Source organism: Colwellia sp. RE-S-Sl-9 (assembly GCF_048296855.1).
Classification (GTDB): Bacteria; Pseudomonadota; Gammaproteobacteria; order Enterobacterales; family Alteromonadaceae; genus Pseudocolwellia.
On sequence record NZ_CP182631.1, the window covers coordinates 4,667,450 to 4,691,902 of the forward strand.

18 protein-coding genes are annotated in these 24,453 nt (G+C 35.7%); 6 read left to right on the forward strand and 12 right to left on the reverse strand.

Features of this window, described 5'->3' with window-relative positions; genetic code table 11:
* Positions 1-276 precede the first annotated feature (276 nt).
* Genes ACM9HF_RS20380 through ACM9HF_RS20395 form a run of 4 tightly spaced genes read right to left on the reverse strand, consistent with a single transcriptional unit; the run spans position 277 to position 5,594 of the window.
* A complete protein-coding gene (locus tag ACM9HF_RS20380) occupies positions 277-1,671 on the reverse strand; it encodes an 8-oxoguanine deaminase (RefSeq protein WP_473613369.1) in 1,395 nt (464 codons plus the stop codon).
* 10 nt (positions 1,672-1,681) lie between these two features.
* Positions 1,682-3,061 carry a nucleobase:cation symporter-2 family protein gene (locus tag ACM9HF_RS20385; protein ID WP_473613370.1) on the reverse strand — a complete coding sequence of 460 codons (1,380 nt, stop codon included), beginning with the start codon at positions 3,059-3,061 and terminating at the stop codon, positions 1,682-1,684.
* A 15-nt stretch (positions 3,062-3,076) separates the two neighbouring features.
* Entirely contained in the window at positions 3,077-4,099 is a 1,023-nt protein-coding gene (locus ACM9HF_RS20390; RefSeq protein WP_473613371.1) for a hypothetical protein, read from the reverse strand.
* Position 4,100: 1 nt separating this feature from the next.
* Complete coding sequence (locus ACM9HF_RS20395) at positions 4,101-5,594, reverse strand: adenosine deaminase family protein (protein ID WP_473613372.1); 1,494 nt, start codon at positions 5,592-5,594, stop codon at positions 4,101-4,103.
* Positions 5,595-6,166: 572 nt separating this feature from the next.
* Here ACM9HF_RS20395 and ACM9HF_RS20400 point away from each other — a divergent pair.
* The gene (locus ACM9HF_RS20400) at positions 6,167-7,771 is read left to right on the forward strand and encodes an ABC-F family ATPase (protein WP_473613373.1); all 1,605 of its coding nucleotides are present in this window, start codon (positions 6,167-6,169) and stop codon (positions 7,769-7,771) included.
* A gap of 179 nt (positions 7,772-7,950) precedes the next feature.
* Positions 7,951-8,772, forward strand: a complete 822-nt coding sequence (locus ACM9HF_RS20405) for a M90 family metallopeptidase (protein WP_473613374.1) — start codon at positions 7,951-7,953, stop codon at positions 8,770-8,772.
* 39 nt (positions 8,773-8,811) lie between these two features.
* On the opposite strand, the gene ACM9HF_RS20410 is transcribed toward ACM9HF_RS20405, so the two are convergent.
* Together ACM9HF_RS20410 and ACM9HF_RS20415 are read right to left on the reverse strand one after the other, a co-directional pair.
* Positions 8,812-9,348, reverse strand: coding sequence for a hypothetical protein (locus tag ACM9HF_RS20410; RefSeq protein ID WP_473613375.1), 537 nt, complete (start codon positions 9,346-9,348; stop codon positions 8,812-8,814).
* An 81-nt stretch (positions 9,349-9,429) separates the two neighbouring features.
* Positions 9,430-10,404, reverse strand: coding sequence for a hypothetical protein (locus tag ACM9HF_RS20415; protein ID WP_473613376.1), 975 nt, complete (start codon positions 10,402-10,404; stop codon positions 9,430-9,432).
* 549 nt (positions 10,405-10,953) lie between these two features.
* On the opposite strand from ACM9HF_RS20415, the gene ACM9HF_RS20420 reads away from it, so the two are divergent.
* Together ACM9HF_RS20420 and ACM9HF_RS20425 are read left to right on the forward strand one after the other, a co-directional pair.
* Complete coding sequence (locus tag ACM9HF_RS20420; RefSeq protein WP_473613377.1) at positions 10,954-13,800, forward strand: hypothetical protein; 2,847 nt, start codon at positions 10,954-10,956, stop codon at positions 13,798-13,800.
* Between the two features lie 41 nt (positions 13,801-13,841).
* Entirely contained in the window at positions 13,842-14,384 is a 543-nt protein-coding gene (locus tag ACM9HF_RS20425) for a hypothetical protein (RefSeq protein ID WP_473613378.1), read from the forward strand.
* A gap of 186 nt (positions 14,385-14,570) precedes the next feature.
* Here ACM9HF_RS20425 and ACM9HF_RS20430 read toward each other — a convergent pair whose 3' ends face one another.
* From ACM9HF_RS20430 to ACM9HF_RS20445, 4 genes are all read right to left on the reverse strand, one after another.
* Entirely contained in the window at positions 14,571-15,644 is a 1,074-nt protein-coding gene (locus ACM9HF_RS20430; protein WP_473613379.1) for a glycoside hydrolase family protein, read from the reverse strand.
* A 153-nt stretch (positions 15,645-15,797) separates the two neighbouring features.
* Positions 15,798-17,258 carry a DUF7133 domain-containing protein gene (locus ACM9HF_RS20435; RefSeq protein WP_473613380.1) on the reverse strand — a complete coding sequence of 487 codons (1,461 nt, stop codon included), beginning with the start codon at positions 17,256-17,258 and terminating at the stop codon, positions 15,798-15,800.
* Positions 17,259-17,268: 10 nt separating this feature from the next.
* Positions 17,269-18,618: a c-type cytochrome gene (locus ACM9HF_RS20440; protein ID WP_473613381.1), complete on the reverse strand. Its 1,350-nt coding sequence runs from the start codon at positions 18,616-18,618 to the stop codon at positions 17,269-17,271.
* A 533-nt stretch (positions 18,619-19,151) separates the two neighbouring features.
* On the reverse strand, positions 19,152-20,285 hold the full coding sequence (locus ACM9HF_RS20445; protein ID WP_473613382.1) for an alkaline phosphatase family protein: 1,134 nt from the start codon (positions 20,283-20,285) through the stop codon (positions 19,152-19,154).
* A 206-nt stretch (positions 20,286-20,491) separates the two neighbouring features.
* On the opposite strand from ACM9HF_RS20445, the gene ACM9HF_RS20450 reads away from it, so the two are divergent.
* Both ACM9HF_RS20450 and ACM9HF_RS20455 read left to right on the forward strand, forming a co-directional pair.
* The gene (locus ACM9HF_RS20450) at positions 20,492-21,379 is read left to right on the forward strand and encodes a DMT family transporter (protein ID WP_473613383.1); all 888 of its coding nucleotides are present in this window, start codon (positions 20,492-20,494) and stop codon (positions 21,377-21,379) included.
* Between the two features lie 5 nt (positions 21,380-21,384).
* The gene (locus tag ACM9HF_RS20455) at positions 21,385-22,371 is read left to right on the forward strand and encodes a phosphotransferase (protein WP_473613384.1); all 987 of its coding nucleotides are present in this window, start codon (positions 21,385-21,387) and stop codon (positions 22,369-22,371) included.
* Positions 22,372-22,413: 42 nt separating this feature from the next.
* On the opposite strand, the gene ACM9HF_RS20460 is transcribed toward ACM9HF_RS20455, so the two are convergent.
* Together ACM9HF_RS20460 and ACM9HF_RS20465 are read right to left on the reverse strand one after the other, a co-directional pair.
* The gene (locus tag ACM9HF_RS20460; protein WP_473613385.1) at positions 22,414-23,250 is read right to left on the reverse strand and encodes a nitrate- and nitrite sensing domain-containing protein; all 837 of its coding nucleotides are present in this window, start codon (positions 23,248-23,250) and stop codon (positions 22,414-22,416) included.
* Positions 23,251-23,258: 8 nt separating this feature from the next.
* Positions 23,259-24,407: a methyl-accepting chemotaxis protein gene (locus ACM9HF_RS20465; RefSeq protein WP_473613386.1), complete on the reverse strand. Its 1,149-nt coding sequence runs from the start codon at positions 24,405-24,407 to the stop codon at positions 23,259-23,261.
* Positions 24,408-24,453: the final 46 nt, after the last annotated feature.

The window sequence follows — 24,453 nt, forward strand, 5'->3', positions numbered from 1 at the left end:
CTGACACTGGTGTCAGGATTTGTTTTTTAATTATAAGTGGTTGTTTATTAGTCTTTTTGTTTTTGTTGATATGAGCGGGTTTATTTTTTATGCAAAAGTAATACGATAAAGTTAAGTGCTTTGTTTGTTTAATAAGCACCGTAGTGGTGCTTAATGCACCAATCAAGTTAGAGTTTTAATCTTAAAGGTAAAGTGTAGATAGCGATTTATTTGTTAGTTTGTTGATGGTTTAAGGTTTCTCCTAGAATTACGTTAATAATTCATATCTCAGGTTAATTAACATAAAGTGTGTAGTTTTTTGGCTAAATTATTATGTAATAAAAAGAGTTCTTCTTGTAATATTTTACTGTGGTTTGCATTTTCTATTACCCATTCTCCGCCTACCATCAGTTTTTCTACGTGTTGCGCACCACAAGTTACTATACTTGCGATAAAGTCACCTACACCTGAAAACCGTAATTCGTCTAACTTAAAAAAAGCAATGTCGGCTTGTTTACCCGGTGCAAGTTCACCAAGGTCACTTCTATGAAGTACGTTGGCAGAGCCTTTGGTGGCCCAGCCTAGTACTTTTTCAGCTGTAATGACTTGTGCACCATAAGTGAGTCGTTGTTGTAACAATGACTGACGTACTTCTTGTATCATATTTGAACAATCATTAGAGGCTGAACCATCAACTGCTATTCCTATGTTACAACCCGCTTTTTCGAGTGCTATGGTAGGACAAATACCTGAAGCTAACAGCATATTTGATGTTGGGCAGTGTGCTATTCCAACTTGTGCTTTACCGAGTGCATTGATTTCGTCTTGATTGAAATGAATGCCGTGTGCAAGCCATGTATTGTTAGTTAACCATCCACAATTGTTTAAATATTCAAGAGGTCTAACACCATATTGATTAACGCAGAAAGCATTTTCATCTTCTGTTTCAGCTAAGTGAGTATGAATAAGTACGTTGTTTTTGTTGGCTAGTGTTGCTGTTTCTTTCATTAATTCAGTTGTTACGGAAAACGGGGAGCAAGGCGCTAACGCTATATTCAGAAATGAGCCTTCGCTTGCGTCATGGTATGTAGAAATTAAGCGCTGGCTGTCATCTAAAATTGTTTGTTCGTTTTGTACTACGCTGTTTGGAGGTAAGCCACCGTCTTGTTCACCTAAACTCATAGAACCACGGGTTAACATAGCTCTACAGCCTAAATCATGTAATGCGTTTATTTGAATATCAATGGCATTTTCTAAACCTTTCGGGAAAACATAATGATGATCACAAACCATTGTTGTACCTGAAAGCATAAGTTCGAGCGATGCTAAGCGTGTGGCTGCATGCAACATAGGTTCATCAAGGTGTTGCCATACTTTATAGAGGGTTTTTAGCCATGGAAATAATGGTTTGTTTATCGCTTGTGGTAAGCAGCGCGTTAAGGTTTGATAAAAATGATGGTGTGTATTAATTAACCCTGGTGTTAGTACTAGATTACTGCAATCTATCACAGAGTCGTAACTACACTCGGGTTGTTTTCCTTTAGGCACACATTCTACAATTTTGTTGTTGTGAATAACTAATCCATTGCTTGCATCAAAAGTGTTAGCGGTAAATACCGCTTGAGGAGATTTAAGCCATAATTTACTTTTAGCTGTGTTTGGCTCAATCGTATTCTTTTGAATTTTTTGCATAGTTTACCTTTTAATTTTTATCTGAACTGGTATTGGTATCGAAAGCGTTTTCGTTTAGCTCAATAGTATTTTTTGGTAATAAAAGCGTAAGTGTAATGGCTGTAAACCCTGCGGTAGTTACCGGTGATGACAATATGTTTTTTAACCATAAAGGTAGCTGCGCTAATGCTTCTGGTACTAACATTGCGCCTAAGCCCATGCCAAAAGACGTTGCTATAATTAAACTGTTTCGCCTGTTAATAGGCTCGCAAGACATTATTTTTATTCCTGCAACCGCAATGGTGGCAAACATAATTAATGTTGCGCCACCCAAAACAGGTTTCGGCATAGCTTGTAAGATCCCTCCTAAAATAGGAAATAAACCTAACAAAATAAGAATGCCAGCAATGAAAAAAGCAACATATCGGCTTGCAACACCTGTTAATTGAATAACGGCATTATTTTGTCCGAACGTAGTATTAGGAAAAGTATTAAAAACCCCTGCAATTAACGAATTAATACCGTCGGCTAAAATACCGCCTTTTATTCTTTCTATATAGCTTTTACCTTTTATGGGTAAACCACAATACAAGCTATTAGCAGTAAGATCGCCAGCGGTTTCTACAGCCGTTAGCAGGTACACTAGTGCTACAGGAAGAAATATTTGCCAGTCAAACGCTAAGCCATATTTAAAAGGGAGAGGGATTGATATAACAGGTAGTTGCGACAGGTGATTAAATGAAAGTAATCCAAGCGGATAAGCGATTAATGCACCAACAAAAATGCCGATAAAAATAGACGACAATCTTAACCAAGCATTCTTGCTGGCATTTAAGGTAATTATTATGACTAGTACTGTTCCGCCTAATAACAGGTTTTGTATTGACCCGAATGATTCACTGCCAAATCCGCCAGCTAAATCTGTCATTCCTACCTTTATAAGTGACAAACCTATCGTTGTAATTACGATGCCGGTAGTTAATGGGGTAATAATTTTTTTAATTTTATCAATAAAGAAGCTAATAAAAATTTCAATAAATGAGCCAACCAGTGTTACACCAAACATCATGGCTAAAATATCATCTGCACTACCGCCACGACTTTTTACTATAAAGCCACCGGTAATTAATGCGGTAATAAAAGCAAAGCTGGTACCTTGCACTGCAATAAGCCCACAACCTATACGCCCAAACTGTTTAGCTTGAATAAAAGTCGCTATACCAGACACAATTAAAGCCATACTGATCAAATAAGGTATTTGGCTTGTTAAGCCTAAGGTTGAACCAATAATAAGTGTAGGCGTAACAATTCCTACAAAACTAGCAAGTACGTGCTGAAAAGCTGCCGTTACACTTTCAAAAAAAGGTGGTTTGTCGTTTAATGTATATAAAATATCATGATTTTTTTGCATATATTTAAACCTTAATTATTGATATTTCCCTGTTAAATAACGATAAAAAGACGGGTTCACCCAAATAGACTCTGTATTTATTTTTACAATACTCGGAGTGTTCACTAACTGTTTTTGTATATGGTTTATAACATCAGATTGTTGTGTGTTAAGTGCTAAAGTTGATGCCGTGAAATGACTAAATACGAGGTTAATGCGCGTCACTTTTTTATAGTTTTGTTCTTGAACAAGTGAGCGATAAAATGGCTGCCACCAAGCATGAATGATAAGGCCTTGTTGGTTGTTATTGTCGCGTTTAGCGTATTGGTTAATAAGGGGCATGAATTTAAGCTTTTCTTGATGGTTTTCAAAAGCTAGTTTTAAATCATATTCTTGTGCGTAACGTATTTTTTCCTGTAATTCGTTATCTGTTATGTCGTTCCAACCGGATCTAATATTAAAGGCCGATGTTTTAGGTATTAATTCCCAAGTAAATTTAACTTGATTAAGTGTTAATAAAATAATGAGCTGTTTAGCATGCGCTAGAGATGAATGCCCGTAGAGTAAGGTGTTGTTTTGTAATGAATTATTGTTATGGTTTTTGTTCTGCTTAATGTTATATCCCTGAATAATATTATTGCGTAATAATAAATTTAATGGGTTTATTATCTCTTTCGGAATAACTAAATGTTTATTGGCTAACGGGGACAGTGCTTTACATTGGATGAGTTGAGGTGGTTTAAGTTCTATTTTAGTAATACAGCCTAATTTTTTTAATAATGCGGCTGATTGACGTTCTTGGATTGTGGTTTTAAGTGTATTGATATTAAGTGTTTGTTCGCTGTCTAAGAGTATATCTTTTATCTGTGTTGGCGTAATCGTATGTGCAACTTCTGATAACTGAGCTTGGGCGATAACTTCAACATAACTCTTGTTTGATTGGCTTTTTAAAAGTTGCTTTGGAAGAGTATCTGCATAATTAAAGCAGGATATTGAAAGTAAAAAATATAAAGCGCTTTTGTATATTTTATTTTTGTTATTTATATCATTGTTTTTCATATTAACCAGCCACGGTAGGGGAATGGCTTAAAATAAATTCATTAAATACGGGACGTTTTTTTAATGACTTTTCCCCTTTGTGTTTATAGTTTTTTTCAAATTCCAAGATGTTGTTATCAAGTTTTTTCAGTAATTTTTTCTTGGTTTTAGCATCTAAAAAGCTGAAAGATAATGAGTTTTTACTTAAGCTTGTTATTTCAGACCATGACAAATTAAAATATTTAACCCCTATAAAGAATTCATCGGTCATATTTGAATGCCACATACCTCGATCGTCTGTTGATAACGCTACAGGAATCCCTAAGCGTAAAAATTCAGGAAATGGATGCTGATTAAGGTCAGCCACGTAACCGAGTTTTAAATTACTGATCAGGTTAATTTCTATTAAATAATCATTATTGCGCATTAATAATAGTGTTTGCGGATCACTTAATAAGTTAATTCCATGGCCAATCCTTTTTGCACCTAACAATAGCGTATCGCGAATATTAAAATTAGGCGCTTCAGATTCACCCGCGTGTATGGCTAAATTAATAGCTGGGTATTTGCTCCTAAGTTTTTTCAGGGTAGGTAAAAAACGAAGAGGGTGGCCTTTAGGGTTATCTTCACGGCCTACCATATTTATACCTACATAAATATTACGGTGCTTATCAACAAAGTCATACATAGATGTTAAGGCTTGTTCGGCATTGGGTAAAAATCGTAATAAGGCATATTGTAGACGCACAGTTACACCTGTTTTAATTGCATCTGGTTGACTTAAACGAGCGATATATATGTTTAATGCTTCTTCCTGTGTATAAGGGCTACCGTCTACTTTATATTTTTGCGTTGCATTTAATTGTGCTTCTATATACAGAAGTCCTTCTTTACCGAAAGACTCCATGTTTTTTACTAACATTTCTGCTGCAATAAAAGGATTTGCAGTAAGTTCGTTAAGTCGTTGCCAATGAGTTTGGAAAAACTCATCTCGTCCCTCATGAGGTTTATCTAACCAAATGCTTTTTTTCCAAGATTCAATTTCACTGTTATTGAGTTTATTGAGGGCAGTGTAATTATTTTTTTCACATTCGTTTAATTTGTTATAACTACTACCACTAATAGTACGAAACATGAGGGTTTGAGTTTCCATACCAAATTCATTTTTACCGTAACCGTTACAAATGTTTAGGTGAGTTCGGGTGAAATAGGTGTATCCACCATTTTTTTCTTTGTTCAATGCAAGCTCGTACCACCATTTAGGTAGGTGACTACCACTAGAATGATGATGGAGATCTCCACCTTTAGGCATGTTATATAAAAAGTGATAAAGCTGTTTATCTGTTGCGTTTTTTTTAAATTGTTCAAACCAAAGATGATCGTTATTTGAAGATATAAAGGAAGAAGTCACAGTTTTGTTAGCTGTAATATTATTCTTATCAACTGCAAATGAGTGCGTAGCAAAAATTACGAGTAACCCAATTATGTAATGTATGCGCTTTATAAATAAGAACATTTAACTTTCCTTATTAGAGTAATGAATGAAATGGATATGAAATCCCTTAAAGTTTAATGATAATTTTGTGTAGCATTGTTGATCACGCAACAAAAGGTTAAGCATTTCTTAGATTTATAGATACAAGCAAAAACATAACCACTTGGTTTGTTTTTTGTTTTTTATATTTTATTTTGGTGTAAGTGGTTGTATTTTAATTGAATAAATCTTTATGACATTTGCTAGATATTTTCTTATGAGGTTTGGTTAGTAATAAGTTGCAATTTAAACAATCGATAATCCTCTTTGTTGCACCAAAATCGATAGGCTTTTTTGATGAAGAGAATACAGTTAATTTAAGCCTGTTTAGTTTGTTTAAGGCTTTACTGGTTTTATAAATTGCAAAAACAGGCCGATTTACTATGTTGTAAGGCGAAATGTGCGGAGTAAATCATAAAACATTCATCATAAATGACGAATGTAGAGTAGGGTTTAAGTCGTTATTCCTGTATACTACGCGACCTTAAATTTGAGTCTTTGTTATTTAATTTTTTATTTTTATATAGCTGTTAGCACAACCTAGGAATATCCTTTTGATCACTACATCTAACATTACAATGCAATTTGGCGCAGAGCCTTTGTTTGAAAACATCTCGGCTAAATTTGGCAACGGTAACCGTTACGGTTTGATTGGTGCTAATGGTTGTGGTAAGTCTACCTTTATGAAAATACTGACGGGTGAATTAACACCAAGTTCAGGTAATGTTTCCATTTCAACGGGTAATAAAGTCGGTACCTTAAGCCAAGATCAATTCGCTTTTGAACAATACAGCGTAGTTGATACGGTTATTATGGGCGATGTGGCTCTATGGAAAGTTAAGCAAGAAAGAGACGCTATTTACGCTCAAGCTGAAATGAGTGAAGACGACGGTATGCGTGTTGGTGATTTAGAAAGCCAATTTGCAGAAATGGACGGTTACAGTGCGGAAAGTCGCGCGGGTGAAATTTTATTAGAAGCAGGTATTGAAGAATCTTTTCATTACGGTTTAATGCAACAAGTGGCGCCCGGTTGGAAACTACGTGTGTTACTTGCACAAGCTTTGTTTGCTAATCCAGATATTTTATTACTGGATGAACCAACTAACAACTTGGATATTCATACTATTAGCTGGTTAGAAAACGAGTTAAATAAACGTAAATGCACCATGATCATTATCTCTCATGATAGACATTTTCTTAATGAAGTTTGTACACATATGGCGGATATTGATTACGGTGAGTTACGTATTTACCCTGGTAATTACGAATTCTTCCTCGCGCAATCCGCCTTATTACGTGAGCAATTATTATCAGGTAATGAGAAAAAAGCTGCTGAAATTGAAGAGCTACAAGACTTTGTAAATCGCTTTGGCGCTAATGCTTCTAAAGCAAAACAAGCCAGTTCTCGCGCTAAAAAAATGGATAAAATTAAACTTGATGATGTGAAATCGTCAAGCCGTATAACACCTAAAATTGCTTTTGCTGCGGGCAAAAAAATGCATCGCCAAGCGTTAGAGCTTGAAAACCTTAGTCATGGTTTTGATGGCGAAACACTTTTTAAAAACGGTGATTTACTCCTTGAAGCGGGTGCTAAGCTTGCCATTATTGGTGAAAACGGCGTAGGTAAAACAACATTCTTACGTTGCTTAATGAAAGAATTAGAGCCACTCGATGGCGTAGTTAAGTGGTCTGAAAATGCTTCAGTAGGGTATTGCCCACAAGACAGCGGACACTTTTTTGATAACGATTTAACCTTAATGGATTGGATGTCGCAATGGCGTAGACCGTGTCATAACGATTTAACTGTACGTGGCATGTTAGGACGTATGTTGTTTACTGACGACGACGCTAACAAGAAAGCCCGTAACTGTTCAGGTGGAGAGAAAAACCGTTTACTTTTCGGTATGTTAATGATGCAAGACGTTAATGTATTAATTATGGATGAACCAACCAATCATATGGATATTGAAGCGATTGACGCATTAAATAATGCGCTTAAAGACTTTGAAGGTACACTAATTTTTGTAAGCCATGACCGTGAGTTTGTATCAAGCTTAGCAACACGTATTATTGATATTAAAGATAAAAAGGTGATTGATTTTCAAGGCACATTAGACGAATATCTTGATAACCAAAAAACTGCGGACAAAGTAGCTTAGTTTTCTAAGCCATAGTTCAGGTTATTAAATTCAAACTGTTATTTGCTATAAAAAATGCCAATCAGGTAATACTGATTGGCATTTTTATTCATGATGCAATTTAGGTATTAATCTTCCTCACTTGATATTTCAACTCATCGTACCAATTTAATAATAACGTTTACTTATAAAAACTTATTATGTTGTCATTTCTGTTACCTATTATTATTTGTGTTTTACTTATAGGGTTTTCTGTAGGTAAACCTTATTGGCGTGAATATAAACGTAGTGTTATTCGAAAAAAGCCGTTTAACAAACAGTGGCGTAAAATTATTCAACAACGTATGCCATATTTCAGAAGAATGCCGGCTGATTTACAACTACAGTTAAAACAACATATTCAAGTGTTTTTAGCTGAAAAAGAATTTGTGGGTTGCAATGGTGTTGAAATAACCGATGAAATAAAAATTACCATTGCCGCACAAGCGTGTTTACTTTTATTGAATAGAAAAACTGATTATTACCCTAAATTAAATACTATATTAGTCTATCCAAGTGCATTTGTTAAAGAACAACAAATACGAAATGCAGACGGAGTGCAATACACAAAAAGAACCGCGCTAGCAGGTGAATCTTGGGAACTTGGTAAAATAGTGTTGTCGTGGCAAGACACCTTAGATGGTGCTGAAATTCCTGATGATGGGCATAATGTTGTTATTCATGAATTTGCCCACCAGCTTGACCAAGAAGACGGTAGCGCAAACGGAGCGCCTATTTTAGGTAAAGACCAAGATTATAAAAGTTGGTCTGATGCTTTTTCAAAGCAATTTGAGTTGTTAAAAAAACAAGCCATGTCAGGTAGTCCGTCACTTTTTGATTATTACGGAGCAACAAATCCGGCTGAGTTTTTTGCCGTGGCAAGTGAGGTGTTTTTTGAGCAATCGAATAAATTCAATCATCATTACCCTACACTTTACCGACAGTTAAGTCAGTACTATAAAGTTGATCCTGTACATTGGTAGGGTAAGCCATACTAAAATACAAAATGATAATTATAAAAATTATTGGTCGGTTATCCCTGCATTTGCTAGCTGCTTAGCTTCAGTAAACAAACGTTGTGTTAGTGCTTGGAGTTCATTTGGGCCGTCTACGCCATAAGTCACGCACTTCTCATAATCAGGTAAGGTAAAACAAACCGTTGCACTTGACGCGTCAACCATACGTAAAGCATTAGTACCAATAGAGCCATTTTCGTTTAGATAAACTGAATATTTAATGTTATGACGACTTGGTAGATCGAAAAAGCGAATTTGATAGAAACTATTTAATATTTTTATAATATCTTTAGATGAATAATTTAATGGGGTTAGGTTCCCGTTTTGTTCTAATGTTGAATTACCTCGTCCAAAAATGTTGAGGCGCTGAGCACTGCTACCTTTTTTAGCTCCAGCGTGTATTGTTAGGTTAATACTAAGCTCGTCTAGTTTGTAGGTTGCAGGAGGGAAATTTGTTGTGGTGTTTCTTTCTTTTGCCATACAAGCTGTTCCCGTTAATAAAGTTCCTACTACATATATTGCGATAAGTTGATTAAACCACATTGCTTGAATACCTCGGGACAAAAACAAAAAAAAGCTCGTTTCCGAGCTTTTTAATCATTTATTTTAACACTTGTAACCGTATTATGCTTTACGGCGACGTAAAAATAATCCAGCAAGGCCAAGAAAAGCTAAACCTAAAGTTCCTGTTTCTGGCACACTTGTTGACGCAACTCTAGTGTAACCAATATCTGTTAATATACCAACGTCTACAGGACTATAATCACGAGTTTCTGGACCAAAATCTCTATCGTATTTCATCATATCAGTTGGGAAAGGCGTACCATCAATATGGCTACCACTGCTGCCGTCAACCCAAGTAGTAGGGCTGAATATTTCAACAGCGTTACCACCATTAGCCGCTACAGCATTAGCGCCACCAAAGTATAAACCATTACCTGTTCCGCCAACACTAGCAGCGTCCCAAACTGGTTGATTGATAAAGAAAGTATCAGTAACAACTTTTTCGCCTGTAGAGTCTTGTAAAAACGTATCGAATGTTGACCATTCGTCATTAAAGAAACCAACACCGTTTTGATCGATTAGTGAACTAAAACCAAGCGCATGAGTTAATTCATGAAAAAGCGCTGCAAAAAAATCAAATTCATTTGCTGTTGCGTCAGCTGGAGTGTTTGGATCTAGTTGCCAATCCCATCCCCAGTTTACATCTACGCTACCATCTAAGTCAGTGCCATTAGCATCAACACCTGTTTGTAATTTAGTTTTAACAACTTCTGTAATAACACAACCACCAGAAACAGGACACGTACTTACAAGATTTGAACCAGCTGAAGCTAGCGTACCACTTGTACTATCGTCAGTTGACGTAACGCTAATATCTAGAGTAGCAGAGTCGCTAAAGTAGCTACCAAACATAGATGAAAACATGTTGCCTGCAGTATCTAATGCAGCACGACGTGCCACACCTTCGCTGCTATCTAAAAAGCCAACACCAGCAGTGTTACTTGAGTAGTCGAAATTAAATATCACGCTAGCTTGGCTAGGCATTACAGCCATAGCTGCAAACACTGACGCTGTTATTATTGATTTTTTTAGCATTTTATATTTATCCTTGATATTAAAATGAATTCTAGATTCAAGATGATTGCTATTACATTGTGATACAAATCCGACGACGCTAGTAAAAATAGCTTGATTTTTAATCACTATTTTTTGCTTTAAAAAGCTTTTTCAACTTTAGCAAGCATCAAGCCATGTTGTTAATTTCTTGTTAAGTTACTATAAAGTAAAACTAATTTTTATATTTGAATGTGTTAAATTGTATATATAAGTATGAAGTGTAAAGTATTTCGACATCTTACGTTTGTATACAAAATACATTTCTAATGTGCTGTTTTAATAAGGTTTAATTTATAGTCAGATATGGCAGGTATTTTACTTTTATAGAAAAGGAAACAAAGCTAATTGAGTTTTTTGTTACTTATAGGTTAAGAAATAAATTCTTACATTTGTTATTATTTTGTTAATATTTTTGAGTGTGCATGATATTATTCACGCGCAATTTTTGCAGGATAAAGCATTAACTCTATTAGTACCCCTTAAGAGCTATAGGGTTAATTTTATGACATTTACAAATGGAGTGCTGTCATGTTAACTAATCTAATAAAAAATTCTAGGAAATCCCCTAAACTCAACTCAACCGCTATAAAGGTATTAATGCTTACTGCTTTTATTGGTGGCTGTAATAATGATGATAAAGATGTTGTTGTCGTTGAGCCTAGCCCTGAATCACAAGTACATTTTATGTTGTCATCTGTTGATGAAGGTACCTGTTCGATTTATGCTAATAATGAAACTATTGCTTCGGCTATTACTGAAACAGGTGTTGCAACCTTTAAAGATATTCCTGCAGATTTAGGTTTTGCACTTATTGAATGTGAAGGTGGCGAATATAAAGATGAAGCCACTGGCGAATTATTTACAGCTGGCCTTACGCGTGCCTACTACAATGTAACGTCTTCTACTTTTAGCACTAGCGTAACCCCATTAACTGAAATAGCGACACAAGTTGTTGAGGTGTATGACCTTGACCCAATTTCGCAATACTCAGGTGTTTTAACGAATGTAGCTAATGCCTTTGGTATGAATGGTTTTGATCTTACCAGCGCTATTCCAATGGATTTAAACATTGAAGAAGCTGACGGTACTGCCGGTGGTCGCTACGGTGTTGTGCTTGCTGCGTTATCTCAAATGCAACAAGATATTGAAGCTGAAAGTGCTGATGAAGTGATTGAAACGTTAGTCTATGGCATAGCAAATAATGGCTTATTCACCAGTGATGAAATACGTGATTACTATTTTTATGCAATGGAGAATATGTTTGATAACCCGCTTATTGATCCTAATTTAGGTTATGACGTAGATCTTGATGCCTATTTCCATGACGTAGTGTTAGCCCCGCTTGCTTCACAAGTTGAGTATGTAGATGCGGAGCATCCTGATAGTAATGATCATGAAGCCTTTTCAAAAATCACAGCTTTTGAAACATCGACTTTTGATATTGTAGGAACACATTTATCAATGAGTTTAGACGTTACTTTAGCGGGTGAAAAGTGTGCGGTATACGATCTTCAATCATTAAGTGATACCAATAACGCAACTAAATACAATATTATGTTTGCTGATTGTCCGGCGCAGAATGAAGGTGAAGTTGACCTTGTGATCATGGATCACGGCCGATTAGAAAACACGACGACTATTACGGTTGAAGCACCTAACGCAACTGCAAATATTAAAGAGAAAGCACCTGCTCGTGTTTCTGCTATAGCTACAGGCACAAGTATTTTATCTGGCCATATAACGGCTGAAGCACCAGGTATCGTTTACACAGAAAGTGCAGCGCATAATTACAGTAGTAACAGCTTAGAAATATTTGCTGTTGCAGGTGTACCTGTTGATATGATTGACTCAAACGGTGCAGTAATTGCTAGTACCGTGTCAGATGATCAAGGTTTTTATCAATTTGATAATGCACCTGAATCAACAACAGTTAAAGTTGTTGTTAAAGCGCAAATTCAAAAAACTCGTTCAACACCTAATGTGGGCCCTGAGTATAATTTTGCCATTCGTGACAATACAAGTGCTGGCGCGGTTAAAAAATTATACCAACTGACCTCAGACGCTATAACCATTAAAGATGAAGCCGAAAGTACTAACAAGCTCGATATTAGAGCGAAAGTTGGTTTTGACAGTGATGGGTATGTGATTGCTGATAGCGAGCGTGAATCAGCACCATTCTCAATATTACGTATTGTAAAAAGTGCAGCTGATAAATTAACAACTCTTAATCCTAATATTGAAATGCCAGATTTAAACCTTTATTGGTCTCCTAAAAACATTGCTGTTTGGGGAGATAGATCAATAGGTGAAATAGGAACTTCTCATTATAGCGGTAGCGGTTTATCGCCAGGTGTATATGTATTAGGTAAAGCTGATGCTGATACTGATGAATTTGACAAAGGTGTAATCGGTCATGAATTTGGTCATTACTTACAAGCGCAATTATCTTATGCTGATAGCCCTGGTGATAGTCATTCTTATAATGAATATAAAGACGCAAGTTTAGCCTACGGTGAAGGCTATGGTACTGCTGTGGGTGGTTTGTTGTCTGGAAGTCATTACTACTGTGATACTGCAGGTGAGCAGCAACTTGATGGTGCCTGTGAAGATTTAAACGCACCTATTGGTGAAGACCGAGCAAATGGCTTTTATTCTGAAGAGACGGTTATTAAGCTAATGTATGCAATGGGTAATATTGATGGTAAAGGTTTTAATGAGTTTTTTGATGCTGTAACTAAAATGAAAACGGGTATTCATTCAGCCACTATTTTTACCTTTTTAGATTATTACTTAAAAGCTAACCCTGATGTTGAAACAGAGGTTAAAGATTTAATGGCAATAGCTAACGTTAAAACAAGTGACCCTTTTGGTATGTATCCAGCCAATACTCCTGCGGATCCTAAAATAAGTGCAGCGGCAAATAAAGGTGGTTCAAGTGTAGGTGCAAATGATTTAGAGCAGTTATATATCACTATTCCACTTATTCAATCTGAAGCTCCAACGGATGATGCTGTAGTGATTTCATCTAATTCACCTGAGTTTTGTATCAATAATAACTTACCCGGTGCTAATTCTAGTAATGGGTTAGGGATGAGACGTAGAGCATTATTTACAGCTAACTTTACTGGTTATGTGGGTATAAAGGCTTTAAACAAGTTAGGTCATGAGGTAAGTGATCAATCGGGTTATATAAAAATACGTACTAATGCAGGACAAGCAGTTTCTCTTTATGATTATGACGATGGCTACTTTGGTCAAATTAGTGTTGTAGAGGGGAATCAGTACTCTATTGTATTAAGTATGAATAATCCTGAAGTTATTCTTCAAGGCAGCCAGTGTGGCTTTAAGTTTGAATTAGTTAGAATTGCTGATTAATTTGAATGAAACATTCATCGTTAATAAAAAGGCAAAATAAAGTGAGGGTTGCAAACTCACCTTGTTTTGCTTTATTTGCTCCTATTATTATATCTTTTGTAATGATGGGGTGCTCGCCTGAAATGACAGATACAAAAGCGTCGCTTAGCTCTGGCCATGAAGATAAAGTTGAACATGTAAAAGTAAAAAAAGTGAGTGTAAATAAGCCACTTGAGTTTGCTGTAACTGTTGACGAATCTCGAAGTGGATTATGGTTAGGTGGTAGCCCACCAATTAATAAGCGCGCTTCAGGTATGGATACTTACTATAAAATGTCTGTAGGTAGTCAACCCAATCGTTTATTAGTCACTTTGCAATTTGAAAGAGTAACAGCAGACGATGCTTATATTTCTTTTAATGCGCTTGATGGGGCTGAAATTTCATTAACTCAACCATTAAAGTACAAATTGAAAGCAAATAAAGTATCAGAAGTAACGTTTGAGGTGGCTATACCAGAAACACCTAGTTACTTAGCTCTTTATACCTTTCAAAATGGTCGAGGGGCATCTAGAGCCTTTAAATTAAAAGAGACAAAACACCTATAGTTAGTGTTTCGTTGATATTATGAAATTAAAAAATCGAGCTACGGCTCGATTTTTTATCTGATATTATTTTAATCTCAACTCGGCTTAATGAATGTTAGATGATTAATTTAAAGTATTATTTATCAAAAGTTTAACCTACTTTTTTTCCTAACCTTGTTGAGTCACTTTGCTTATCCTGAGTTGAGGTTATTTTAGCTTTTCTATTTCAATCAACGGAATATGTACGTTGTAAGAGTGCTCTCTAGTTTCGTCTGCTGCACAAAATAAAATGGCGGGCTTTCCGTCTTTAAACCAAATCTGTGGTCGTTCTAAATGATTAATTTTTTGACGACCTGATTGCCAATTTATCTCAATTTTTGAAACGAGTGGATTATTCGCTTTATGCCAATCAAAACCGTCTTTGGAGTTAAATAAAGCTAACGATTTGCCTGAACCAGTGAAGGCGCCTTTCATATCTTTAACAATGGCCCAATATTGATCATCTTGAAGCCAAATATAAGGATCTTCAGCGGGAAATTTTTCACCAATTTTAGTAAATACAGGATCTACATGTTTAGTGAAAGGTCCTGTAGGGGATTTTGCTGTTGCCATTAAGTGAACCACTGGACCACCTGCGGGTAGGGGGGCTTTTTTAGCTACCGCTTTGTAAACCATGAGAAAGGTGCCATCTGCTTTTTGCAGTACAGAAGGATTACTCACCATAAGCGCATCCCAAGCGTTGTTATTTTCGCTGGTATTAATTAACGGTGTATCTGTTCTTTTCCAAGGGCCATACGGGCTATTTGCTACAGCAACACCAATTCTTTGATTGTTACGATGAGAAAAGTTAAAGCCTTTCATCACTTTGCCATCGCCTGTATTGCCCATGTAATAAATATAATATTTATCGCCAAATTTATGAACCGTTGGGTTATGCGTAGATAAACCATCCCAGTAATTTTTACCTCTTGCAGGTAAAGCTATGTCTACATGTTTGTATGGACCTAAAGGTTTATCTGCTACAGCATGAGCTATTTCTGAGTGAGTTAACCAAGCATTATGACCGTATGATTTAAGCCAGCGGCTATAAAATAAATGATACTTTCCATCATCTCCTTCAACCATGCTAGAACCCCAAATATAATAATCAGGATCTATGAACTTTGCTGTATCAGGTACTGCTTGCATCGATTGGCTAATATCTAACTCAGCTGTATTACTTGATACGCAGCCTGATAAGCCCCCGAAACAAGCGATTAATAACAGAATATTCTTTATCATTTAATTTTATACCTTACTAGGTTTTTTTATTTTTCATGTTTAAATTTTATTCGAATTAAATGCTTGTTGCTCGCGGTGCAAGGGATATAGCATAGTTGTTCTATGTAAATTCCTTGCAACAATAATTAGCAAATATAAACAGACTCTAATCAACTAGTGATTTTTTAATAACTCATTTAGCGTGTAGTAAACTTTATCAACACTCACTGCACGGCCTTTAATATCACGTAAACCAGTAAAGTCTATTTGCACAACTTTGTCGGCTGTTAATGGCATATCAATATCAATCGATTTTCCATCTGCAGATAGCTTTATGCTATTAAGTTTTAATGATGTTAAGTTCTTTTTAGGAGAGCCGTAATTACCAGAATAATGATAATTCCATTCTTGCGCGTTTAAGCTTTCTTTGACCACACTATTTTTAGCTAATGCTTCAGTAAAGGTTAATCGAAAACCTGTTGTTGTTAGTTTTATGTCTAATAACTCAAAAGGGTTAGTACCATCCCAAACCACTTTTTGTAATCCAAAAGGTTTTCCGCCTTGTGCTCCCCAGCCTCTGGCTGTTTGCCCAACCCAAAGTTGGCCTAAAGAGTCAAATTTTGTGCGGATGTTGCCGCTTTGAAATTTGTTCATAAAGTTGATAACAGCGCCTTGATATTTACCATTAACTTTATCGAGTAGTACCCTAAATAAGTTAGATTGGGTTTGATCGCCTATAAAGATTTGTCCTGCAAATGGGCCAAACTTTCCTTTCGTTGTATCCCATTCTGGATTACCCGGTGAATTAGCCACTTCAATATGAGGGATCCAAACGACAGGTTTTTCACTCATCGCGGCAAAAGCTTCTACCGGCATTTCTTTTAGTTTATCTCGGGTGTATCCTTCAACATCAATTAACGATACCGGATGGCCGTAAAATTTGCCTTGTTCTAGTAAATGTAATTTTGACGTAGGAACCCAATCACCTTGGTTATCAGTAAAAAAGATTAATCCTTCTGGGCTAGCTCCTATCCCTGCTGGTGAACGAAGTCCCCAAGCGTAAGGGGTAAATTCGCCTTTTGGTGTTACTTTAAATGCAAATCCTCTATAACCTCCAGCACTTCCCATAGCTCCTAAACTAAAGGCTCCTGGGTTGTTATGACTTAAATTTAAGGTGCCATAAAAGTTACCATTTTTGTCTTTAACTGGGCCAAAAGTGAATTCGTGGTAATTATCATGAAAGTCCCAACCGCTCGCTAAGTTATCATATTGATCGGCTACGCCATCTTTATCTGTATCAGTTATACGGGTTAATTCAGGTTTATGAGCGATTAAAATAGAGCCTTCATCAATTAATAACCCTGTAGGTTCATGTAAGCCTTCAGCAAAAATTTTCCATTGTTCATTTTTATATAACCACACATCACCCAGTCGTGTAGTAACGTATACACCTCCGTTTTTATCTGTGTCTATACCGGTAACATGGAAGCGAACATCTTTAGGTGTTTCTATGGTGACAATTTTATAACCATCTGGTTTGTAAATGTTTTTTGGTGCACCTTGAGCAAAACTGTTAAAGGCCAAACTACTCAGTAATAACGAGGCGATTGATGTGGTAAGTATTTGTTTTTTCATGTGAACCTGCTTATTTAGTCAAGGTAGCAATTATGGCGAAGTTTCCTGATGCGTCAGGGGTAATTGTGGCACTGTTTTGTGTAATTGTGCCGCTGGGGGTTCTCCAAATTATAGAGTCTGTTTTAGGTAATTGAAGTGTAAATGTTGAGCTGTTTTTGTTATTGGTTATACGATAGTTAAAGCTGATCTCATCTGATTTTTTACTTACGGCTGTTACGGTAAACGTGTCATTTCCAATATTAAAGGTGAATACTGGTTCTTGATTTACTAATTTATAACCTTTGTAAGTGCATGATTTAGAATCGATATTATTTAGGTGTAATGTCTCAGGTGAACGGAATAACCAATTACCAAGAGGTAAACTTGGGCTTTCTCCTCTACCTGAAACGTTAGGACCTATGTTGAGTAAATCACCTTTCCATAATCCAACAACTGAACATGAACGTGTATTAAATGCATAATTAACTTTACTAGGTAAACCAACTGAAATTGAATAACTCGGTAATTTATGTATTGTTTTTCGAAGTACAAGCGTTTTTTCTGTCGCTTTAACTTCAATTTTATTGTCTGATAACACTAATTTTGCACGTGTAGATACAGGGAACCATTTAATGGTTCTATCTGAATTAGTTACAATTAACGAAAGATTTCTTTGATTAGGTTTGTTATTACCTGCGCGGTATATAATTTTTAAATGTTGTTTACCTTTTTTCAGTTTCCATGTGGGATACCAAATGGGCTCTTCTCGCTCAATTTTTTCACCATCAGTATAAAAATCAATATCGATAGGGCGGCCCCATTCAACCCAAATTTTTGTGTCTTTATCTTTTGGCGCATAAAAATCACCTTCAAACTCAATGGCGTAATGTTTTATTTCTGCTAATTGAAAATCAGGAAGGTTAGAAGCTAACTCACCTGTTTTTATAATTTTTTCAGCAGAAATAACTTTATCGTTAGCATCTTTCATTTGATATATTTTGTAGGTAAGACCTTCAAAACCTTCTCTTTTAGATAATACATAAGCAACAATTGATTGAAGTTGTAATTCTGAAAATACATTATTGAAGGCGAGCATACCGGCATCTGCAAAACCACGTTTTACGTTTTCAATTATTTGTGATGGTTGGCTGCCGTGGATCCATTCCCCATCTTTTAGGTTAAAACCTGAAGCTCCACTTAAGTCTTTTGAATGGCAAGATGCGCAAACTTGTTCAAATAATACTTTGCCTTGAGCTGTTATTTCTTGCTTGTCCGCCATATTTTTTAATTTTTGATTTAAGTCACTATCGTAGGCGTAAGCATAAATAGTAAAAGAAAATAAACATATAATGTTAAATCCTTTTTTGATTAAGTTGTTCATAACTCTGTATCCTGTTTTGTTAGCGTTATCATTTTAAGTTAAACGTATCTAAATTGTGCAGTGCCTTAAAAGTGGGTTTAAATCAGATAATATTGTTAGTCTTTTAGGTTTATTGCTGAAATAAAGCTTTCCTAAATTTGCGACCGGAAATAATTGTTTAGCTAATTGCAGGTAAGTGCAATAAAACCTTTAGCTACTTTCATAAAATTATTACTTGTTATTTAACTTCTTTGATTTTATTTTTTGGGTAGTTTTGAAAATGTAAAAATATCACATGTAGGATAGTTTTTGTCAATTGTTAACTTGTTTTATTTGATTTGTTGTTTTTATATATAAAGTAGTGTTCGGGTTTGAATGAACATTTTAACAGAAAATATAAGAGGGAAGGTGTTGTTTGATATGATTAGGTCATTTATCTTTTAAATGTTTAATGAAAATTTACTAAAAGTCAGATCAATTTAATCGTTTCAATCAAAGTATATTACCAACAGCGATGATACGATTAAATGATCTGTTTTATTGGAAAATTACTTTTATTTAAACAGCTCTTTAATTGCTTTACCTGCTTTAGGATTAAAGGCTTGTGGATCTTCATTTAAAAGCATTAATGCCGTAGCTGCAATTTGTTCTTGTTTCACTTCTTCTGTTGTTTTTAGTTCGCCCTGAGCTTTTATTTTAGGACCAATAGCAGCAAACCAAATGTTTTCTGAACCGATAATACCTTTTGGAAACTCTTTCAGGTTTTTCATGTAGTTTTGAATGGCAAGAGGTGAAGCATGATGCTGCCAATCTTTAGCTGTACTACCTCGTCCATGATCTGTGGTGATCATTAATACGGTATTATCTTTATAGTTGGGCATTGTTTGAATGGTATCCCATAAGTCTGCAATAAAAGCATCGGTTTGATGAGCTGACGTTAAATAACTGTCGTAATGGCCGTCATGAGCAAAATCATCCGTTTCTCCAAAAGAAATTATCATAACCTTAGGTTTTACGTTTAATAGATAGTCTTTTGCATATCTGTAGGTGAAGCTGTCTAAACGTACATTATGCCAAGGGCTAGGAATTTCTTTTTGTAACTGGTTGAGTAATTTGGCTTCTTCAGACAAAGCATAACCTTTTGCTTCTATAAATCCTGCATTTACATATAATTTGCTACGTTGTGTATTTAATATATATGGGATCACATCCCAGCTACCAAAAGCTGCAAGTTTATTTTGATAAAAAGGTTTGTTGTTTAACCATTCTAAAAATGACACTTGGGGATTTTCTTTTTTAGCGTTGCTGTCGAGAGAGTGATCAACAACCCCTGTAAATATTTCACTGTAACCCGGATAAGAAAAGTGCCATTTATTAGCTACAGACATAGTAGAACCTATGTTTCTGTTACCTATTAATACACCTTCTTTTGCGACTGTTTGCCAAATAAAAGGCATTAGCATTTCTCTACGTTGTGCTTCATTTGTATGCCAAAATTTTTCTTTAACCTTGAAGCCTTCACGTACAAACTCTTTATTATTAAGTAAGTTTTTGTCAGCACCTGAAAACATTTCTTGCCAGCGTAGACCGTCAATTGTAACTAAAATAAGGTTGCTATCATTTGCAGCAAATACATTGGCTGTAAATAAATTTAGGGTGATTAAAAGTAGTGAAATTTTTTTATACATATTTGATCTATTTTTATGTTGAAAAGTATGGATAAGGTCAGTTTATTGAATACATATGACGGATTGTTTAATAAATAATGACGGTTAAGTTATCTGAATCATATTTCTTCAGGTGTTAGAGAAATAACTCGGTTAACTGAGCTACTATTTTTGAGAGGAACAGCGTAAAATAGCGCTTTCAACTCTTCCTATTTTATTTGCCTTTCATGATTTCTTTATTAAAAAACACTTTACCTGCCAGTGTGTGGTATATGCTTCTTTCTGCTCTGGGTTTTTCACTCATGGCGGCTTGTGTAAAATTAGTAAGTACCTATGGCATTCCAGTATTAGAAATTGTTGCGGCTAGGGCGATTGTTTCAGGTTTTATTAGTTATGTTGATATTAAGCGTAAAGGCATATCTTTATGGGGTAATAATAAACCTTGGTTAGTTGCACGAGGTGCTGTAGGGGCATTAGCCCTTATTTTTGTTTATTATGCTGTAACCACATTACCTTTAGCTGAAGCGACTATTTTACAATATTTACATCCGGTTTTTACTGCGGTGTTGGCGGTTATATTTTTAAAAGAAAAAGTTCAGCGTTCTACTTTACTTTGTATTGTTATAAGTTTACTGGGTTTAAGTGTAATGGTTTCGCCTAACATTCAATTTTCTTCTTCTGCAATATCCACAATGCAATATTCATGGATAAGTATCGGGGCTGCTATTTTGGGGGCTTTTGGTAGTGCGGTTGCCTACGTTATTGTAAAAAAACTCACAAAAACTGAAGACAGCTCAGTGATCGTTTTTTACTTTCCTTTTGTTTCGCTTCCTATCGCCATTGCTTTATTAGGTAGCGATTTTGTTATGCCTTCATTACCGGCTTTTGGACTGTTACTTTTGGTAGGGATTTTTACTCAAGTAGGGCAAGTGGGATTAACCAAAGCGCTGCATTGTGAAGATGCCAACAAAGCAATGGCTTACGCTTATGTACAAGTGGTGTTTTCGGTATTTATTGGTTGGTTATGTTTTAGCGAAGTACCGCTTGTTACTACCTTAATTGGTGGTGGCTTAGTGGTGGGTGGTGCGTTGATTAATGTTTTGTGGAAACGATAATTTTTATGGATGTATTCACTCAAATAAAATCACTGTTAAGTGATACCAGCATTGTACTTGAAGAGGAGGTGCAATCGCTATGGAGTGGCTATGGCCAAATTATTCGCTGTAAAAGTAATAAAAGTGGGCAAAGCTATATTGTAAAAGTTGTCGCTCCTGAAAACGCCGGTGAGCATCCAAGAGGTTGGAACACATCGGCTAGCCATCAACGAAAAATACAATCGTATCAAGTTGAAGCGAGTTTTTATCAACATTATTCATATCTTGCCAATACACCTAATTATAGCCCTTTTTGTAAAGTTCCTCATTTAATGGCTAGTAGTGCAAACGACAGCCATACATTACTGGTAATGGAAGATTTAGATAGTGCAGGCTACTCTATTCGTAAAGCCTCGGCTGATTGGAGCAGTTTACGCTTAGCTATACGTTGGTTAGCATATTTTCATGCGAGGTTTATGGGCAGTTCAGCAGAAGGTTTATGGGAAATAGGAACCTATTGGCACTTAGCTACTCGAAAAGATGAATGGCTAGCTATGACTGAAAGTGGCTATAAAACACATGCTCAGGCGATTGATAACGTATTAAATAAGGCTAAATTTCAAACTTTAGTGCATGGTGATGCGAAGTTTGAAAACTTATGTTTCCACGTTAATAATGAAGAGGTAGCCGCGGTAGACTTTCAATATATTGGCCGTGGTTCCGGTGTAAAAGATCTCGCTTATTTAGTGGGGAGTTGTTTAAGTGAAGACAAACTCATTGAGTTTGAACCGTTAATACTTAATGAATACCTAAAGCAATTGAAACAAGCGTTAACCGAATACCATATAGCGTTAGACTTTGATGCGTTAGCCGCTGAAACAACTTATCTTTATCCTGTCGCGTGGGCTGATTTTTATCGATTTTTATTGGGCTGGAATCCACAAAGTTGGAAAGTTTGCGACTTCATGAAAACTAAAGCTAAGCAAGGTTTAGATATTGTTTTATCAAATTAAATTATGTTGCTCATTTCTATTTTGTTACTTAATGCCCAACCACTAAATAAGCTTTTTAAGCTGTTCTACTTGATGATAAAAAATATCATCAAAAGCGGCAATTGTTGAGGTGGCTAATGCAAAATAGCGTTGGTGATCTATGGCTATTGTTGGGCTATTTACCAAATCGTTAGATATTACTTGAGTAAAATCCTCCATTTTTAACGTTGCAGCGTTTATATAGTCGTCGTGTTGATCTACTTCATCCGATAAATAATGGAGTTTATGTAATGTGTTTGTGGTTATTTTTTTCATATTTTCAGTTAAAAAATTCAATCTGATTTTATCAACACTTGAGCAAACTTTTTGCACACAAACACTGGTGCCTATGGCTCTGGCTTGGCCAATATTTTCAGTTGAAATAATTAACTCTCTCCAGGTGTAACCAATATTAGGGAAACCATTACAATACTCAGCGGTCAATAAATAGGTTTCTGACGTATCTTCTAGCAAATAAGATAAATTTTTAACTAGTAAGCAATGCTGTTCAAAGCTATTCGCAACAGAGGGTTTGGTTTTCAGGTTCAGTAAACGTTGCCAATGATCATTAAAACTTACCCAACGTTCATTGGTGTGTAACTCGGTTTTTTTTAGATCCTTGATCATGTTTGCAATTTGTTTTTGTAAACTGGTTATCTTAGGTTTAACCGTTATATCACCGTTTAACCATGCCGATGACAGGCCTCTGTGTTGTTGTACAAGAGAAATAAGAGGCTTTAATTGCGTAATATAACTAATGCCTAACAATTGAGTTTTTTTAATTTTATTTTTGTTAAATCGTTTAATTATTAAAATACAAATAGCTAACAAGCAAATTGCAGTTATAAAAAAGTATCCCATATATGCTCCTAAACACTCGTTTGAGTGAGTTTGCGTAAATGATTGGCAACAGATTCTGATTGGTCTGCTATTTCAGCATTTTCTTTAGCACCAATAACAACAAGTGAAATATGCTCTGCTATTTCATGGGTTGCGGCGGTTTGTTGCTGTGAAGCCGCACTTACTACCTCCATGCGTAATTTAACTTGGTCTGTTGCATCATAAATATTGCTAAATGCTTCATCTACTTGTGCGGTTTTTTCTAAGCTTTGATCTGTTTTTTCTACCACTTCGGTCATGGTTTTTACAATTTCGGAGGTTTCTACGAGTACTGAATTTATGTTGGTGACAATTGCGTCGGTCGCGTTATTGGTTTTTTTTGCAAGTTCACGTACTTCTTCAGCAACTACAGCAAAACCTCGTCCCATTTCTCCTGCTCGAGCAGCTTCAATAGAGGCATTTAAGGCTAATAAATTGGTTTGTTGTGATATTTGCTGAATAGACTGAGTAATTTTTCCAACGTCTTTTACTAAATCATTGAGTAATATCATACGTTGTTGGGTTGATTGCGCACGATTACTAACATCGGTTACCGCTAAGCTTAAAGACTGTAAGGCGCTTTTTCCTTGCTCAGCAATATTTGAGGCTAAACAAGAAGATTCGTGTGTACTTGATATTTCATTATTGACTTCAATTAACGACTGACTTAATTCTTCAATAGCAGCCGCGGTTGATCTAGTAGCATCTGATTGTTTGTGTACATTGTCTTTAACTTTCGATGAGGTTTCTATTACTTGAATAGCTGAAAACTCGACTTCTTTATTACGCTCTTCATTATAGTTATTAAGTCGGCCTAGTTCGCGGTAAGTGCGTAATAATTGATCTAATAATTCAGTGTTGAAAATACTATTAAAATGTACATCTCGGTGATCAAAATCGTGTACATTAATCCTTTTTAATACACGAGTTAAATGATCTATTTGGTTTCTTGTTATAATCGCGATACCAAGCAGTAAATAAAAATAACAGGCAAAAACAATAGATAAAGCAACACCTTCTATTGTTAAACAGGCAACATAAAGCGCTAATGTATATAACAAGGTAAAAATAGTTACCTGAGTAAAGCCCACTATTTTTATAAAAAAATTGATAGGTGAGAACAATAGGTTCAAAAGCACATACTCCTTAACTTAGTTGATATTAACTAAAGCAAAACATGAGCCA